Source organism: Streptomyces luteolus (genome assembly GCF_029968015.1).
GTDB lineage: Bacteria > Actinomycetota > Actinomycetes > Streptomycetales > Streptomycetaceae > Streptomyces > Streptomyces luteolus.
Genome location: NZ_JASCIS010000004.1, coordinates 101,419 through 117,327, shown reverse-complemented (window position 1 = coordinate 117,327; position 15,909 = coordinate 101,419). Strand labels below are relative to the sequence as shown.

The window sequence follows — 15,909 nt, the reverse complement described above, 5'->3', positions numbered from 1 at the left end:
GAGCCTGCATGCCCACCAACCCGCCCCGCGCGCACGAGGCCCACTCCGAGGGCGCTTTCGAAACCTCCGTCGAGGCGGCCTTGGTCCGCAGTGAGTGGGCGCAGGGCTCTGCGCGTGACTACGACCACGAACTCGGAATCGAAGTCTCTGAGTTGAAGCAATTCCTCAGGGGCTGTCAGCTCGGCACCTGGAAACAGCTGATGGACGCGTACGGCGAGGAAGAAGCGTCCGCGATCCAGCGCTTCGCCAAGCACGTGGCCAAGCAGATAGACGAGCGCGGGCTCCTCGACGTGTTGCGTCATGGAGTGATCCAGCGCAACGTCAAACTCCGTCTGGCGTACTTCCGGCCCGCTCACACCCTCGCCGCCGGTGCACTCGACGAGTACAACGCCAACCGGCTGACCGTAGTGAGGCAGTTCCGCTACTCCGCCGCCGAACCAGCCAAGTCCTTGGACCTCGCGTTCTTCGTGAACGGACTGCCTATTGCCTCAGCCGAGTTGAAGAACCCGCTCACCAAGCAGACGGTCGAAGATGCCAAGAGGCAGTACCGGACCGACCGCGACCCGAACGACCTGTTCTTCGCCCGCCGCAGCCTCGTGCACTTCGCTGTGGATCCGGATCTCGTCTTCCTGACCACACGCCTCGCCGGCCCCAAAACCCGCTTCCTGCCCTTCAACAAGGGCACCGGCGACGCAGGCTACCTGGGTGGCGCAGGCAATCCGCCTCCTCGCGCCGATGAGGAGTACAAGGTCTCGTACCTCTTCGAGCAGGTGATGCAGCGAGACAACTGGCTCGACCTCCTGCACCGCTACCTGCACGTGGAGGACGAGGCGGCAAAGGCCGGCAAGGCCCCGCGCTACCGCCCCGGCGCCGCCCACAACCAGCCCCTCATCTTCCCCCGCTTCCACCAGTGGCACGCCGTACGGAAGATGACAACGCACGCGGCCAAGCACGGCGCAGGCGAGAACTACCTGATCCAGCACTCCGCCGGCTCGGGTAAGTCGAACACCATCGCCTGGCTCGCCCACCGCCTGGCCTCGCTGCACACCCCCGAGGACCCCGCCAAGCTCGATCCGACCGCGGCCCAGGCCAAGAATCTCGGGCCCAATGAGCCGGTCTTCGACAAGGTCGTGGTCATCACCGACCGGCGGGTACTGGACAAGCAGCTCCAGGACACCATCTACCAGTTCGACCATACGCCGGGAGTCGTGCTGCGCGTAGACGACGACTCCAAGCAGCTGGCCGAGGCGCTGACAGGAACGACGGCACGTGTCGTGATCACCACGCTGCAGAAGTTCCCGTTCATCCTGGACAAGACCTCCGGGCTCGGCCGCGAGCGTCGCTACGCGATCGTCATCGACGAAGCTCACTCCTCGCAAGGCGGCAAGGGAACCGACGCGCTCAAAAGGATGCTGGGCAAACTCGGCGAGGGCACAGTCGATGAGGACGGTGACCCGCTGACCGCTACCGCGCTCGCCCGCGGTAAGCAGCCGAACCTCTCCTTCTTCGCGTTCACCGCGACTCCGAAAGACAAGACGATCAAGTTGTTCGGCACCAAGTCGCGTGACAGCGAGGACATGGAGCCGTTCCACGTCTACTCGATGCGGCAGGCTATCGCCGAGGGCTTCATCCTCGACGTACTCGGCACCTACATCACGTACGGCACTTACTTCAAGCTTCAGAAGGCCGCCGCCGACGAGGCCGAGCGGCAGGTAGACCGGCGTAAGGCCAAGGCCAAGCTGGTGCGTGCAGCGCTGATGTCCGAAGCGTCGCTGGAGTCACGAGCGAAGATCATCGTGGAGCACTTCCGGTCCCACAGTGCCAGGCGGCTCGGCGGACGGGCCCGTGCCATGGTCGTCACCCCCAGTCGTGAGCACGCGGTCCGCCTCTACCAAGCGATCCGTGCCTACGTAGAGCAGCACGGATACACCGACTGCGGAACCCTGGTGGCCTTCTCCGGCACGCTCACCCTGGACGACATCGAGTACACCGAGTCGAAGCTGAATGGCTTCCCGGAGGGCAAGCTCCCCGAGGCCTTCGCCTACACCCGCCTGGACGACCCCAAGCCGCCGTCCGTGCCCCGACCCGAGTACCGCATCCTCGTCGTGGCGGAGAAGTATCAAACCGGTTTCGACCAGCCGCTGCTGACGACGATGTACGTCGACAAGCTGTTGTCCGGGCTTGCCGCGGTACAGACGCTGTCGCGGCTCAACCGCACGCACCCTCTCAAGTCCGCCGAGGACTTGTTCGTGCTGGACTTCGCCAACAAGGAGCCGGAAGTCATCAGGAAGGCATTCCAGGACTACTACGAGGCGTCACTCGCCAAGGAACTGGACCCGGACTTCCTGTTCACCCGGCACGACGAGGTGATGGCCTACCGGTTGTTGACCCCCGCGGATATGGATGCCTTCATCACTGCGTACTTCGCAGCCTTCAAGGATGGCACCGCCACCGATGTGGCCATCCGCAAGGCACACTCCAAGCTGCACCGCTACACCCAGCCTGCCGTGGACGAGTTCAACAAGCTCGTCGAAACCGAGCCCGACGCCGCGCAGGAGTTCCGACGGGCTCTCGATTCGTACGTCAAGGCGTACGGCTGGATCTCCCACGTTATCGGTTTCGAGAACGAGGACCTGGAGCGCCTCTACCAGTACGGACGCTTCCTCGTGCGCCGCCTCAAGCTCCCGGCCGGCTCGGCGAGTGCGGACATAGGGGAGATCACCCCCAGCCACATGAACGTCCGCAAGACCGGCACCCCCGAACTCAGGCTCAAGGCAGAGGGCGCCCAGCTACTGCCCGGCCTGGTTCCCCAGCCCGCCGGCGCCGGGCCGGAGGCCGATGAGAAGTCCCTCGCCGAGGTCATCGAGTCGGTCAACGACGAGTACGGCATCGGACTGTCCACGACCGACCAGATCCTTCTCGGCCAACTTGTGGTCGCGGTCTCCGAGGATCCGGAACTGCAGCGCATCGGCCTCCACAACGACGAAGAGACCTTCCGCCGGGAGGTCGACCGGGACATGGACCGCATCGTCATCGACCAGGCTCAGTCCAACGATGCCCTGCTCGTGCGGTACTACGACGACCCGCTGATCAACAAGATCTTCAAGCAGGTCGCCACCCAGCAGGCATACGGACTCATCCGCCGTCCCGCCCGACGGGAAGCGGAACGCCGCGCCACGGCCGAACGGGCGGCAGAGATCAAATCCGGCGAAGCGGGAACCGTGCCGAAGACTGATACGTAATCTGCAACGAGAAGACGCTTCAACTCGAACTCCGGTGCAGGCAAAGCACCGTGACAGAGGGGGATTGCTGCAGTGGTGCACAATGCGTCGACCGAGGAAGCCGGTCGACCGTCCCGAGTGATCGCGGGGCGGTACCGGCTGGGCCACCCGATCGGCGCCGGCGGCATGGGCGAGGTCTGGCACGCCTACGACGAGCGCCTGGACCGCCGCGTCGCGGTCAAAATGATGCTCACCGACACCCGCGGCCTGCCCGGCATCCCCGGCCTCGTCGCAGTCGAGATGATGGCCAACCGCCGCGACCGGTTCCTCCGCGAAGTCCGCACCACCGCCGCCCTGGAACACCTCGGCATCCCGGCCATCTACGACACCGGCATAGACGAGACGACGCACCAGCTGTTCGTGGTGATGCAGCTGCTGCGCGGTCGCGAGGTGCAGACGTTCATCGATCAAACCGATTACGACTACGCACCCCTCGGCATCTCCTGGGCAGCCGCGGCGGGGGTGCAGATTGCCTCGGTACTGGATGAGGTGCACCGCAACGACGTTGTCCATCGGGATATCAAGCCCGCCAACGTCATGATCAGCACCGACGGCGTCGTCAAGGTTCTCGATTTCGGTGTCGCGGCACTGCGCGGCGCGGGCGGGCATCCCCGCCTGACACAAGAAGGCATGACCATCGGCACACCGCCGTACATGTCTCCCGAGCAGAGCCTGGCGAACCAGGTCGGTCCGGCGTCCGACATCTACGCCCTGGCCTGCGTTATGTACGAACTCCTCACCGGCCGCCCTCCGTTCAGTGCTGACACCGAGCACTCCCATGCCTGGCATCACGTGCGCAGCATGCCGCCCCCCATCCGCACCATGCGCCCCGACGTCCCCACAGAACTGGAGACGCTGCTCCTCGGGATGCTGGACAAGGAGCCGGAACGCCGCCTGGACGCTTCACAGGTCTATGACGCACTGCTGCCCTGGGTCTACCAGCAGGACGCCGACCACAGCATCCGTGCGGAGTTCGACCCCCGACAGCCGTTCCGCCGCCCCTTCAGCGGCCCGCCCAAGCGGGTCTCGCCGGTCGGCTACACGCCCACCATGGTCGTGCCGGTCGAGGCAGGGGTAGCGGCCCAGCCGTCTGCGGACGAGTTGACGGAACAGGAGGCGGACGAAGTCGCCGACGTTGCCGCGCAGTTGGCCCAGGACGGCAAGCTCACACAGGCGGCTGACCTTCTCTCGACCGCGATCGGCCGCGCCGAGGAACTCCTGCGCGACGACCTCATCTTCTCCCTGGCCCAGGTGAGGTTCCTGGCCGGCGCCTACAGCGAAGCCGCCGGCCATTTCGAGGAAGCTGGCACAGGCTACGCGTCGAGGTATGGAACCGAGGACGACCAGGCCCTGCTGTGCCGCTACTACACAGCCCAATGCCGCATGTCGCTTGGCGAAACGACCGCAGCCATCGACGAGTTCCGCGCGTACGTCGCGAAGAAGCCCGACACCACGAATGTCGAGGCTGTCGCCCGCTACCTCGACTCCCTCTCCGCCCTCACGCGCCTGTTTGCAGCAGGCGAGCGCTTCCCCGAAGCCGTGAAGGCGGCCGAGGAACTGCGGCAGGCGACGATGTCGTTGCGTGGCCCCAGTGCACCCGAGCTGGCCGACATCGACGGATTCCTGGCCCGGCTGCGGCGTTTCACCGATGAGTGACGCCTAGGCTCAGCTCTGTGAGGGCGTGCTGGGCGCACCGCTGCGCCCCAGGCGGGAGAGGACCATGGCGTACACCGACGACGCCGCGGCGGCGACCGAAGTGATGACTGCCAGCGCCAGGATGCCAAGCAGCACCGGCCATTGGCGCAGCTCACTGTGGCATACGTTGTTGCCGGGCAACGGGTCGATCAAGGGGCCTTGGCAAACGAAATCGCTTCCGGATGTCGACGTGTCCTCGGGGCCATAGCCGCCGAGCATCAGGTAGGCGAACCAGACCCATACGGCCGCGGCAAGAAATATCCAGATGGACGACGCCCTCCACATCCTGCGTGCGTCCTCGCTGACGCTCCTCGGAACGAACGTTGCCTGACCTGACTCCTCGGCTGCCATTTCTCCCCCTGCAACTCTCGGCTAACGAACCTAAGTTCATCACAGCCGAACTCGCCGCACCGTAGGACCTTGATCAGGGAGCTCAGGAGGGCGTTCAGCGGTTCCCGCTCCGCCGTAGAGGCACTAGGACTGCGTATGCGCTTGCGCTGTCGTCCACTGTGAGTTCCTCAAGCGCCATGATCTGACGTTCAAGTGCTCGGACATTCTCGGCGTTGTTGACTGTGGCGACCCCTTGGACCGTGACGGACAGAGGGTCGGAGACGAGGGCGGCTTTCCGCTCACGCAACACCTCTGCGGCGACGGCCTGGAGAGAGCCGAGCCGCTGGTAGCGCGCATCCAGGTTGTCGCGGTCCGTCGGCCCCAACTCTGATCGTAGATACGCGTAGTCGTTGTCGGTCAGTCGCACGGGAGCGCCTTTCGGTGTGAGGCCGGCGAGTGGAGTGCCCGTACACCCCGCCCGCCTACGTCAGTCAGTCGAACGGGCCCGACGAGCGCTCCGCGGTGCCGAAGGAACCGGCTCCCAAGCGTCGGGGTGGGTGATCTGCGCAGCCAAGGCCGGGTCTTGGACCTCCGACCCAGCCTTGAGGACGACGGTGTCATGGGTGGTCGGGTCGGTCACGAAGACTGTCTCGGCGAGACGGCGGCTGGCGGCGCCGGGCGATGTCCCTTCTCTCTGGGCCACGTCAGAGCACCTTCGCCGTGACGTGGATGTCCGGTACGTACAACACCGGCATCGCGACCGCGGCACCCTTCGTCCACACCTGGACCGGGTCGTCCTGGTGGCCGCTCGTGATGACGATGCCCGGGGCGTCCTCGCGGAGCAGCGCGGGGTTGGAGCCGCTGGTGAGGACAAGGGACTCGGCCGTAACGCCATACTGCGTCTCGGCCCAGGATTCGGGGTTCGGCGGGATCAGGATCCACCGGTCCTCCGGGATGACGCGCTGGTACGTGTCGTCCACCGAGATCTGGACGTCGTACACCGTGATCGGAGGCAGGTTGTAGCGGGCGCGGACGACCTCGACCTCGTTCGGCGCGAGGACCGCCGTGGGCGTCGTAGAGCCATTGACGCTGCCGTAGTACGCCGCCCGGTAGGCGTCGTTCGCCGCCAGTACCGCGCGGGCCTTGTACGACGTGATGACGCGAGCCGGGAGCGGGGCGCCGATCGCTCTCAGGTACTCGATCCAGCGCAGCTCGTCCGCAATCGGATCGCTGGTCGGATCAGACCAGGGCTTGGCCGCCGTCGGCTTGTTGGCGGACGGCACGCCGAAGTCCGCCTCCAGGTTCAGGCCGTTCTCCCCGTTGAGGGTGAAGACGCCGTCGACGAGGAGGTCGCCGGCGGCCAGTTCCATACGGTTGTGGATCGACTCGACGTGCCGCTCGACGTCGTCGTAGAGCAGCTCCACGAACTCCGACGCGTCCGCACCGCGCGCTGTGTCCAGGAGGATCTGTTCCAGCTCGCCGACGATCAGCTTCTGGCCCAACGGCGGCAGCATGCCCTCGGTGATGATGCGCTCGGCCTGGCGGCGGGCCACGGCGGTCTGCGCGTCGTAGGACCTGAACTTGGCCGCGTTCACGCGCCGCTTGCTGCTCTTGATTCTGAACTTGACGGAGTTCAGGCGTCGTTCGGGCATCACCGTCCGGGTTAGCTCGAAGTCGTCCGGTGTGGTGATGGTGCGCGCGAAGGCGTTGATGTCCGTCGCGTCGATGTCGCGTAGCAGGGTGTCCAGCATGGGTGTGTCGTTTCCCTGCCTAGACGAAGTGGATCTGTGCGGTGGAGCGGGTGATGGTCGCCGGGTCGAGACCGCACGGGAGCTGGGCCGCAGCGACGACGCCGTGCCAGTGCAGTGCGCCTGCCGCACGCCGCGAGCCGGGGGCGAAGTGCACCTCGGCGAGCAGGACGCCGGCGAACACCTCACGCCCGTCACAGGCGTCCGCTTCCCACGGTCCGTACAGGCCGGTCGAGGTGACCCGACCCAGGGGAATGCCAGAAGTGAAGCAGGACCGCGGCTGGGTCTCATGGCCCGGCGTGTAGTGCTCACCAGGGGAGAAGAGCGCGACGTCCAGGGTGATGCTCAGCGGAGTATCGAGGCCGTGCCGGGACACGAGCCAGGGGCGGTCAGCGGTGACATGCTCGGTGGTCGTGGTCGGCTGAAGATCCATGGGGCAGGTGTCCTTACGGGAGATCCGGTACGGGGGCTTTGCCAGCGCGCCACGTTGTGGCGCCGTGGTCCGTGATCTCGGGGGCTGGGGCACGGTCCCTGCTGTGGCTGAACGGTGTGAGGCGGCTACGGGATGGTGGTCAGATGGCCGCGACGGCGTGCCATCTCCAGGCCGGCCGTTCCCGGACGGGGCGGGTTCTTGCCCTGGCGAGGCGGTGCACCGCCATCGGGACTTCCAGAGGGCGGCGGGGCGGGCGGACGCTGGCCGAAGAGCTCCGGCCGCCTGCTCTTGAGCTTGTCCGCCGCTTTGCGGAGCGCTGCGTCGTCCACTTCCTCGTCCGTCGTACGGGACAGGAGGACGGCCGCGTCCTCCAGCTCCACGCCGGCAGCGCCGAGACCGACGAGTACCGCTCGCCGCGCGGCGTCCCGCTCCCGGGCGACCGCTGACGATTCTCGCGCGGCAAGCTCTTCCTCACGAGCGGCGAGTTCCTGCTCGCGGCGATCCAAGTCCGACAGCCTCGACTGTTCGGCGTCCCGCTGCGACTGCACGAACTCGTGCAGTGCACGTGCGTTGTCGAACCCCAGCTGCGCCAAGAGCTCACGCACGCCGGCACGCCGGCCCTGATCCTTCTCCCTCGTGAAGCGACGAGACAACTCATCCTGTGTCAACGTGACTTGATCGGCCTGTGGGCTCGAAGGCAGGCCAGGAGCTGTGCCCTCACTGGTCTGGTCTCCGCCGAGCTCGTCGTCCGCGGCGCCGAGGATCGGCAGGATCGGGCGTCCGTCGCGTCGGAAACCGAGGGGCGCGAGGGGGAGCGGCGGCCGTGCCGGGCGCGCGTTCAAGGACACACTCTCCTTGCCCAGCCGCCCCCCGCGCGGGCGGAGTCTAAACCCCGATGCCCTTACCGGGAAGCATCCGTACGAGCGCAACTGCCGACGGCCCGCCGGTCGCTTCCGGTCGCTGAAGCGGACGTAGGGTGGCAGACCGTGGAAGATGCCAAGGACGATCTCGGCAGCCTCACATGGGGGCAGGCTGAACAGCGAGCCGCCCAAGGTGATGTCGATTACCTGCGCAAGCTGGCGACACGGCTGGCCGACCGGCATGCGGCCGCAGTCGAGCAGGTACGGGATTACGAGTACCAGTTGGCCCACGTGGTGCGGGTCCTCGCTCTCACCCCAGGGCAGAGCAGCTTGGTGCAACTACTTCAACTCCTCGATGAAAAGCGCCCCGTGGGGAGTGGAGTCCAGTCTCAGTTCGTCGCCTCGCTCTTGGCGGAGCACCAGCGTGTCGCAGACCTGGCGGCCACCGTTTTCAACCGCCGCAAGCGGGACCGGCTGGATGACCTGCGTTCTTGTCTCCTCCACGAGCTGGTTCTGCGCGGCGTCGATGTCGAAGCGTCCTGGCCGCTGCGGTTCTGGTCGCTTGCACGGCCCGGCGGGCGTCCCCTGAATTGGCTACCGGCGCACCGTAGTGGCCTTGAGACTCACGTCCGCTTTCCGAGTCGCAAGCTCCGCAGCTCTGCTGGAGGGGTGTCAACCGGGCTGCCTACCGAAGGCCGTGTGGACCCGCCGACGCCACGTACGACCGAACCGTCCGCGCTCCGGGACATCGCAACGCTGGGCGTGCACGAGACCATTGTCGCGGCTGTGGAGGCAGGCGGCTGGGGTGACTGCGGGGCGTGGGTCTTCACGCTGGACGAGGCGATCACGATCGATCGCGTTCCTGCTCTGCTGCCGACCCTGCCGATGTCCTGCGTCGAGGGGCTCGGCCCCTCAGATCGTTTCGAGGTGGCTACCCGACCGGTGGAAGAGATCTGGGGCTTGCTCTTCGAAACCGCGTCAATGGGCGGCATGTACAGCTCGGGAGCCCAGGGTGCCTACGGTCGGCTGTGGGCGTGGAAGTCGATCGCCGGCCTGAGCGGCAGTCCGATGGACGCGAGCATGGATGAGGTGGAGCGCCGCGCCCGGAAATGCACGTGGTTCCACTTCGAGGCCGATGCGGAGTGGTTCCACAACGAGATCTACGACTACGGCATTGCCGCCCTGTCTCCCGATCGCCGTCGGATCGCTGTGCTTGCGGCGACGGACACCGATTAAGCACTCCCTCGAGCTCAGTTCCTCCGGAGCTCCAAGCGGAACTTAGGGCAGACGTCTGGGTCGGTGTCCTCGTAGATCACAGTTCGCTTGCTGTCGGACGCGACGCTCAGCATGTCCACCGTGCCCCCGGAGGCGAACTCCTTCGGTTCTTCGAAATGCAGGTGCAACAAGGGGTTCTTGACGGTCTTCGAAGCGGGCTGGATCTCCCACGTTCCGGTGCCGTCGAAGGTGGCACCCAGGGAGTCCCGGTAGTAGTCCCCGGTGGGCCAGTTGCGCACCGAGAGCGTGCCTCCACCTTGGCCGTGCTTCTCCTTCAACACGATGCCGGCGTCGTCCGCGTCCTTCGCCCCCTTGAAGGTGCCGACGAGTTCGGAGGCGATGACCGCCTTCGACTTTGGCGGCACGCAGCTCGCCGCCAAATCTGCGGGCGAGCAGGCGGCCAACGGCGCCGACAACATCGCACAGACAGCGGCCGCAGTGGGTATGCGACGGCTTCCCCGCCAGGTTGGGCCCCACGTCATGTCCATTCCCCTTCACTGCGCCAAGAGTCCCCCGACCACCTCACCATGCCTCCGACCGTTCCCGTCACGCGTCGGCCGCACCGTCCGCAGGTTCCGTCTCCGCAGGCTCCACCTGCCGGGCGAGGGCTGATTCTTTCTCCGCTCGGATGCGGGCCAGTTCCAGCGCAGTCTCCGGGATGGGGAAACCGCCCTCAGACATCATCCGCACCCCAGTCTCCAACGACAGCACGCCGGCCTGAACGCCGCGGACCACCAAGTCCAATGTCCCCGCCTGATCGGTGGGCAGGTACGAGCCGAACGCCACCTCAGCGCGCGGATTCTCCCCAGCGGGCAGTACCCCGCCAGCCTGGTACAGGCGCATCACCATCTTCAGCAACAGCGCGTACTTCCCGGCCCGCGCCAACCGCATCGAGCGCACCATCGCGTCCAACGGCCCGAAGCTCAGCTGCATCGCGTATCCAGAAGGCACTTCGGACGGCGCGACCGTGCCCAGAACACTGCCGGGCAGCCGACTCATCACCGACAATCGGTCACGCAACACCTCTACGTACGAACGCATCTCGCCGAGCTGAGCAGAGGTGTCCACCGTGCTCAACTGGCCACTCTCACCCAGCGGCCACACCATGCCCGGTGCCACCTGAACGGGCAGCGGCTGACCCGTCTTGCGATCAACAGGAAGCCGGGCCCCTGACAAACCGATGATCGGCGATCCAGTCGTCGCAGCGGCGCGTTGACTGTCGGTGTCGGCGGCACCGAGGTCGTCGAGAAGCTGCGCCGCCGACAGAAGGCTGGACTGACCGAAGTGCTCCGGCCCGGTGATGGTGTTCGGCACATGGACGATCGGGAGGAAGTCCAGCCGTAGGTCGAGCCGATTGAGTACGTCGCCGTCGGCGTTCGTTCGGAATCGAGCGTGCTTGAGCGAGAGCACATCGATGCCGTCGGCTCGCTGAACGTGCTCCAAGTCCCATTCGGCGTCGGTGAGATAGCACGTGCGGCTGCTCGGCTGGGGCGACCAGGGGTACTGGCGTTGGGTGTTCGGTTCACCATCGACGGGGCCGAGTTCGTACGTGACTCGCCGAAGCGTTGCCCGGCGTCCGGTGGCAGGATCCGCTGGGACCTCCCAGGCCAGATGTACCCGCTCCGGGTACTCGTCGGCACCGAGCGCGGCGTCCGTGAGAACCGGGAAGTAGAAGCCGGGGTCGATGGTCTGCAGCACGGGGCGATTCTTGGTGCGTGACCATGCCAGCAGGTACACGGTGTCACCCAGGACGACAGCGGTGCGCTCGGCATGCTGCATCCGCATCCAGAGATGCTCTGCCTCGGACCATTCGCGCAGCAGCGCATCGCGTTCCCCGGCGGCGGCTTCGTCGTCCTGTCCGTCCCCGACCACGATCTTCTGCGTCTCGCCGAGCAAGTGGCTCAGTGTCTGTTCGACGATGAGAGATGCGTCCCCGTACTCGCGGCGATCCTCGCCCTCGTCGCCCAGCAGCGCAGCGGCCTGATTGGTGTCGTACGCGGCCAGGACCGAGTACGCGGCCAGGCGGCGTCGGTCCGCCTCCGGAATCCACGCCGCCGACGCGGCGCCAGGAAGGTGCCAGGCGCGTCCTTCAGTCGCCTGCTGAAACGCTGGCTTGTACGACAGCGCACCCCACGTATCGATGATCAGGCTCCGCATACGGCGCACGCTCAGCTCCGCTTCAGGTCACGAGGAGGGCGGAGTCTAAACGCGCTAGCCGTACCCGCTCGTCTACCCCTTATCGCTGTCCGGCTGGGTCGGCGCGCTCAAGCGTTCCGCCACCAGCCCGAGCCATGCACTGGGGGAGTAGGGCGTTGGTACATCCACTTCCATACCCAACTCCGCAAGGGCGAGTGCGTAGTCGGACTCTTCGACGCCCAGGGCGAGAAGCTCTTGCAGCTCCCCGATCAGGCGCGCGACGAGCTGGCGATCTGTGGAGTTGGCGTAGTCGTCGATTGCAGCGTCATGGTCTGCGAACTCGTCGGGCATGTCCTGGGAGAACCAGCCGCCGAGGAACTGGGCGAGCTCAGGGAATCGGGTCCGCCATTCCCAGTGGGTCTCGGGTACGGAGGGCGGGGGTACGTGCCCTTCTTCGATGCTCGCCTTGATGTGGTCGGCGAGCTGCCTTAGCCAGTCCTGGATCTCGGAATCCGGCAGCCCTACGTCCGGTACGGGGTAGAACTCTCCGAGACGCTGCCTGAGCCGGCCGGGCGGGTTCTCGGCGTACGCGCGCAGCTGCTGCTCTGCGGTGCCCAAGGCCCAGGGGCGGGTGTGCCAGGTGTGGCGAAGGTATGCCTGTAGGGCGTCGCTCGGCTTGTCCGGCTCGTCGTCTGCGACTTGGCCGAGGAATGCGCTGATCACCTGGTCCAGCTCGCCGTAGCGGCGGTCGAACTCGAGCGGCTTCATGGACACGGCGGCGGACCTCTACAGGTAGATCGGGAACGTGGAGTGGACGACGAAGCCGTGCGGGCTCGCTGGCTCACGCTTGAGCACAACTCGGGCGGCGTAGGTGTCGACCGGCTCACGGCCGGCGAGCATCATTGCCTGGAGCAGGACACGACCGACCGGTTCCGTACGCGACGGCCACGATGCCTCGATGGTGAGGCGCTGTCGGCTGGCCTGGGCCAGCCAACGGTGGATGAGTTGTTCATTGCGGGTTACGACCTGTTGGGTGGCCCACTGGGCCGTCTCCCGGTCGGGATAGGTCGCAGATCGGGTGAGCACAGTTCGCCCTTCCTCAGTCGATCATGAAAGCCCAGAAGACGCCGACCTCGGAGTCAGAAACCGCGATCACGCCACAGTCCATGGTGTAGTCCGTGAAGCACTCATACTCGCCTTCCCGGGCGAACATGTCGGCATCGGGGTTCTCCCGAGCCGCTCCAGCATTCGTATAGCAGGCGGCACCCTGTCCAAAGCGCTCCAGGATGACGGCAGCGTGCTCCAGGAGCTCTTCCTTTCGGTCGTCGAAATGCGGAATGTTTCCTTCGTAGAAGGATTCCCCCTGGAGGGTCACAAGGATCTGAGCCGCTGATCGGCTGGACACCGGGAATACGGAGTCGAAGTCCTCAAGGGACGGAGGAAGGAAGGGCATCTCCGGGCCGCAGACGGTCCACACGTCGCCGTCGGGCGCAGAGTTGATCGATTTCCAGCCTCGCGGATCTGCCGACCTGACCCTCATGACGTCTACGGCGTCTCGTCGCCAATCTTCGTGTTCTCTGGCGCCGACCGCCGCGAAAGCAAGACCGCCGAAGAGGGCCAAGATGGCGTCCTCCCAGCGTGCCCGTTCTGGCTTAGTCATGCGATCTCCAATCCACTCTTGCTGCCGCTCCTATCGCTCTCATGGGATGCTACGGCGGTGGTGTCTTGTCCGTGGGCATCGAGGTCAGAACGACGTATGGAGGGTGACCGCCAGGGGCGGGACGCAAGACCACTTCGACGTTCTTGGCGTCGTGGGCGGACGAATCTCCCCGATCCCATGTTCGACCAACAGGCTGATTGAATTCAAGTCCGATGACGCGAGATGAGTTGGGGTCGGGGTTTCTCGCAAGCCATTTCTCAATCTTTCGCTGATTGCCTGGATCGTCCAATGTCGCCTGAGTGTAGCGCTGTGCATCGTTCAAGTCTTCAAACGAGGAGGCAGCCTTCGGGTTGATGTCGGAACCCCTCACCGTTTGCTGGTCGCGAAGTCGCTGTTCGAGCTGCGCATCTGTCTTTCCAACGTGCTTATCGATGACATGAGCACCCAGCATGCCTTCCTGGTTCGCCAAGTCGACCGGATATTTGTGCTTTGACTCGTCATCGCCAGGAACGGTGTAGAGAGGGTCACCTTTGAATTCGGTGAGTGCGCGGGCTCCGAAAGCCTCTGCGCGCGCGGATTCTGCCTGAAACGCCGGTGCGCCGAGATACGCCTCTTCGAGGGCTTCGAGCGTTTTCTTGAGTTCTGGGATCTGCCTATGGACTCGATTGTTGTACGCAGTGACGGTGGCGACCATCGCGGCCTCGTCAATCTCGAGAACAACCCCGGTGGCAAGTCCCGTCCCCACGTTCAACAGGCCCTTGCCCAGGCTCTTAAGATCCTTGATGCCGAGGCCGTCCCTGAGGTCGATACTTGGCAGGGCCTTCATGACGGCCTCATAGAAGATCCGCCGTAGCTCGTCGCGCGCGGTCTCGGCAGCCTCGGCCCAGGCGCGCAGCGCATCGCTGACCGCGTCGCAGGTATCCGTCAGCACGGCGAGTATGGGGTGGCTCATTCCCTTGCCGGGCTTGGCCTGGTCGTGGCTCCACACGTAGCCCTCTCGCTGACGGCCCCATGCGCTCGTGCCCCAGATCGCACTGCAGAACTGACGCATGGCGACATACCACTCGCTGTTGGACTGGTCAGTGACCCCATTCATGGCCGTTGTCAGGTTGTCCTCCACCCATCCCAACGTGGCGCCAGGGGTAAGCCAGGCTTGTGAGATCGAGTCGAGGCCAAGGTAGTCCGGCAGCGGCAGGACCTCGGCGGCTTTGCCCCAGCGACAGGCGTCCTCGAGCAGGGGACGGAGGATGGAGAGGACTGCACCTTCCAGCCCTTCCAGGGCTCCTTGCCAGATGCTCTGCCCATAGTCGAAGTCCCCCCACTTCAGGTCGGTCACAGTCCGGTATCCCGGCGGGGTGTCGATCACCGGGGGCGGGGACTGGTGTGTGGGGTTGGCCGTTCCAGAGGGGTCGGTGGCAGCGTCCGCTGCTGCGTAGTTGTTGGCTGTCGTCGTGAAGCCGACGGCTGCGCCGCCGATGCTGACCACTGCCTTGGCCCACACCTTGACGAACTGGTTGCCCACCTGCTGGTAGGCCTTGGCGAACTCCTCTGCGGCAGTGCCGTGGCCGCCGGAATCCGGGTAACTCTCCAGCGTTGTGAGGAAGCCGTTCATGCCCTTGTGCATGAAGTCCTGCTGGGCAGCGACATTGCCTGACAGCGCGTACAGGGCGGTCGGTGTGACGTCGATCTTGCCGTTTTGCGTGGGTGGTGGCGTGGTCATCACTGCGCTCCCCAGCCGCGCAGGACGGCCTGCTGCGCGGAGGAATAGTTGGCCTGCCCGTGGGTCACAATCGCGTGCAGACGAGTCTGGGCGGCTTGCAGGTCCTGTGCAGAGTGGTCCCACTCGTCGAGCTTGTCGACGAATATCTCGCGGGTTTGCCCCTCCCAGGCAAGGACGATCGGCTCCACCTTGTCGTAGAGCGTCTGGAGCCTGCCGTTCAGCTGCCTGAGGATGTCCTCCAGCTCGATGGAAACGTCGCGCAGCTTGGCGAAATCAACGGTTATGTGCCCGTCGTCAGACATCGAGTCCCCCGTACTAGTCGAAATCTGCGAGGCCGCTGCGAGGCGGGGCAGGCGCGGCTTCTGCGGAGTTAGGTGTAGAGAGTGCGGCCGCCTCGCGGGCCACATCCACTCGGGCTTCGATCTGCCGGAAGCTCTGGAGCGTCTCCACCTCCTGCTCTGTGAAGTTGTCCCGGCTCATCCGGACAGCCTGTTCAATCAGCCTCAGGATGTCCCGGATACGGACAGCGTCCTCGGCTGCCTCGTTGTGGAGCTTGCGATACGCCTTGGCCGTAGGACTGCTCCAGCCCGCTTCAATCCCGTCGACGACGCCGTCCATGCGGCGGACCTGGCGCTCCAGGTAGCCCTGCATGTCATGGAGCTCGTCGGCGAGGCGCGTCAGGTCGTCATGACTGACCTTGAGGTCGGAATGCCCAACCACTGTTGCTCTCCCCCGAGTCTTCGAACGTTGCCACGTGCACAACGCAGGTCA

The 15,909-nt window shown here is 65.5% G+C and carries 16 protein-coding genes; 3 read left to right on the top strand and 13 right to left on the bottom strand.

Annotated elements, in window-relative coordinates; all coding sequences use genetic code 11:
- The first annotated feature begins 8 nt into the window (after nucleotides 1-8).
- Nucleotides 9-3,242, top strand: a complete 3,234-nt coding sequence (locus QIT00_RS05120) for a type I restriction endonuclease subunit R (RefSeq protein WP_282533871.1) — start codon at nucleotides 9-11, stop codon at nucleotides 3,240-3,242.
- A 72-nt stretch (nucleotides 3,243-3,314) separates the two neighbouring features.
- Nucleotides 3,315-4,937: a serine/threonine-protein kinase gene (locus tag QIT00_RS05115; protein ID WP_282533870.1), complete on the top strand. Its 1,623-nt coding sequence runs from the start codon at nucleotides 3,315-3,317 to the stop codon at nucleotides 4,935-4,937.
- A 9-nt stretch (nucleotides 4,938-4,946) separates the two neighbouring features.
- Here QIT00_RS05115 and QIT00_RS05110 read toward each other — a convergent pair whose 3' ends face one another.
- The 5 genes from QIT00_RS05110 to QIT00_RS05090 all read right to left on the bottom strand — a co-directional run bounded on the left by QIT00_RS05110 (nucleotide 4,947) and on the right by QIT00_RS05090 (nucleotide 8,092).
- Complete coding sequence (locus QIT00_RS05110) at nucleotides 4,947-5,327, bottom strand: hypothetical protein (RefSeq protein WP_282533869.1); 381 nt, start codon at nucleotides 5,325-5,327, stop codon at nucleotides 4,947-4,949.
- A gap of 94 nt (nucleotides 5,328-5,421) precedes the next feature.
- Nucleotides 5,422-5,733, bottom strand: a complete 312-nt coding sequence (locus QIT00_RS05105) for a hypothetical protein (protein WP_282533868.1) — start codon at nucleotides 5,731-5,733, stop codon at nucleotides 5,422-5,424.
- A 277-nt stretch (nucleotides 5,734-6,010) separates the two neighbouring features.
- Nucleotides 6,011-7,057, bottom strand: coding sequence for a major capsid protein (locus QIT00_RS05100; protein WP_282533867.1), 1,047 nt, complete (start codon nucleotides 7,055-7,057; stop codon nucleotides 6,011-6,013).
- A 19-nt stretch (nucleotides 7,058-7,076) separates the two neighbouring features.
- The gene (locus QIT00_RS05095) at nucleotides 7,077-7,487 is read right to left on the bottom strand and encodes a head decoration protein (RefSeq protein WP_282533866.1); all 411 of its coding nucleotides are present in this window, start codon (nucleotides 7,485-7,487) and stop codon (nucleotides 7,077-7,079) included.
- Between the two features lie 125 nt (nucleotides 7,488-7,612).
- Nucleotides 7,613-8,092 (bottom strand): hypothetical protein, encoded by a 480-nt coding sequence (locus tag QIT00_RS05090; RefSeq protein ID WP_282533865.1) that lies wholly within the window; start codon nucleotides 8,090-8,092, stop codon nucleotides 7,613-7,615.
- A 381-nt stretch (nucleotides 8,093-8,473) separates the two neighbouring features.
- On the opposite strand from QIT00_RS05090, the gene QIT00_RS05085 reads away from it, so the two are divergent.
- Nucleotides 8,474-9,583, top strand: coding sequence for a DUF6183 family protein (locus QIT00_RS05085; RefSeq protein WP_282533864.1), 1,110 nt, complete (start codon nucleotides 8,474-8,476; stop codon nucleotides 9,581-9,583).
- Nucleotides 9,584-9,597: 14 nt separating this feature from the next.
- Here QIT00_RS05085 and QIT00_RS05080 read toward each other — a convergent pair whose 3' ends face one another.
- The 8 genes from QIT00_RS05080 to QIT00_RS05045 all read right to left on the bottom strand — a co-directional run bounded on the left by QIT00_RS05080 (nucleotide 9,598) and on the right by QIT00_RS05045 (nucleotide 15,858).
- Nucleotides 9,598-10,104, bottom strand: coding sequence for a hypothetical protein (locus tag QIT00_RS05080; protein WP_282533863.1), 507 nt, complete (start codon nucleotides 10,102-10,104; stop codon nucleotides 9,598-9,600).
- Nucleotides 10,105-10,168: 64 nt separating this feature from the next.
- Nucleotides 10,169-11,779: a hypothetical protein gene (locus QIT00_RS05075; protein WP_282533862.1), complete on the bottom strand. Its 1,611-nt coding sequence runs from the start codon at nucleotides 11,777-11,779 to the stop codon at nucleotides 10,169-10,171.
- Nucleotides 11,780-11,851: 72 nt separating this feature from the next.
- Complete coding sequence (locus tag QIT00_RS05070) at nucleotides 11,852-12,532, bottom strand: contact-dependent growth inhibition system immunity protein (RefSeq protein WP_282533861.1); 681 nt, start codon at nucleotides 12,530-12,532, stop codon at nucleotides 11,852-11,854.
- A gap of 12 nt (nucleotides 12,533-12,544) precedes the next feature.
- Nucleotides 12,545-12,844: an RNase A-like domain-containing protein gene (locus QIT00_RS05065; RefSeq protein ID WP_282533860.1), complete on the bottom strand. Its 300-nt coding sequence runs from the start codon at nucleotides 12,842-12,844 to the stop codon at nucleotides 12,545-12,547.
- A gap of 13 nt (nucleotides 12,845-12,857) precedes the next feature.
- Complete coding sequence (locus QIT00_RS05060; protein ID WP_282533859.1) at nucleotides 12,858-13,418, bottom strand: hypothetical protein; 561 nt, start codon at nucleotides 13,416-13,418, stop codon at nucleotides 12,858-12,860.
- A 49-nt stretch (nucleotides 13,419-13,467) separates the two neighbouring features.
- Nucleotides 13,468-15,138 carry an RNase A-like domain-containing protein gene (locus tag QIT00_RS05055; RefSeq protein WP_282533858.1) on the bottom strand — a complete coding sequence of 557 codons (1,671 nt, stop codon included), beginning with the start codon at nucleotides 15,136-15,138 and terminating at the stop codon, nucleotides 13,468-13,470.
- Nucleotides 15,138-15,440, bottom strand: a complete 303-nt coding sequence (locus QIT00_RS05050) for a WXG100 family type VII secretion target (protein WP_282533857.1) — start codon at nucleotides 15,438-15,440, stop codon at nucleotides 15,138-15,140. The genes QIT00_RS05055 and QIT00_RS05050 overlap by 1 nt, the downstream gene beginning before the upstream one ends.
- 13 nt (nucleotides 15,441-15,453) lie before the next feature.
- Nucleotides 15,454-15,858 (bottom strand): WXG100 family type VII secretion target, encoded by a 405-nt coding sequence (locus tag QIT00_RS05045; protein ID WP_282533856.1) that lies wholly within the window; start codon nucleotides 15,856-15,858, stop codon nucleotides 15,454-15,456.
- Nucleotides 15,859-15,909 lie beyond the last annotated feature (51 nt).